Annotated in this window: 1 pseudogene; it reads left to right on the top strand. The window is 60.6% G+C overall.

The features are described 5' to 3' along the window. Nucleotides 1–65 precede the first annotated feature (65 nt). A pseudogene (locus tag ACFQ24_RS03790) lies at nucleotides 66–771 on the top strand (IS3 family transposase); the annotation flags it as partial.

Here is a 771-nt window from a genome sequence, read left to right as displayed (position 1 = left end):
TTGAGGTGGTGCCGGAAATTCGGACAGGGTGTTAAGCTCATCCCGACCTGAAGGAATGGACGGGAATGAAGACGACGAGAAAGCGCTACAGCGCGGAGTTCAAGGCGAAGGTTGCGATGGAGGCAATCCGTGGCGATCTGACGCTGGCGGAACTGGCAGCGAAGCATGGCATCCACCACACGATGATCGGGGCTTGGAAGCGGCAGGCGATGGATGGGATGGCCAGCCTGTTCGATAACGGCGATCAGAGCTCGAAGGTGGCCTGTGAGGCGGAAATCGAGAAGTTGCACGCCAAGATCGGACAATTGCTGGTGGAAAGGGATTTTTTGGCGAAAGCCTCCGGTCGATGAGCGTGGAGTGGAGGCGATCGAAGATCGAGCCGGCACACCAGCACCTGTCGATCGCGAAGCAGTGCCGCCTGCTGTCGATCAGCCGGTCGTCCTATTACTACACGCCGGTGCCGGAAACCGACGAGACGTTGGCGCTGATGACGGTGATCGACGAGACGTTCATGGAATGTCCGTGGTACGGCAGCCGGCAGATGGCGCGGCATTTGCGGCGTCTGGGCCATGCGATCGGCCGCCGCAGGGTGCGGCGACTGATGGCGAAGATGGGGCTGGCGGCAATTACCAGCGCCCGCACGAGCGATCCGCACCCGGAACATCGCATTTATCCCTATCTGCTGCGCAATCTGGAAATCACGCGGCCCAACCATGTCTGGTGCGCGGATGTGACCTATTTGCCCATGCGCCGGGGCTTCCTCTATCTGGT

The organism is Sphingobium olei (assembly GCF_042678845.1).
GTDB lineage: Bacteria > Pseudomonadota > Alphaproteobacteria > Sphingomonadales > Sphingomonadaceae > Sphingobium > Sphingobium olei.
This window is presented reverse-complemented; position numbering and strand designations above follow the sequence as displayed.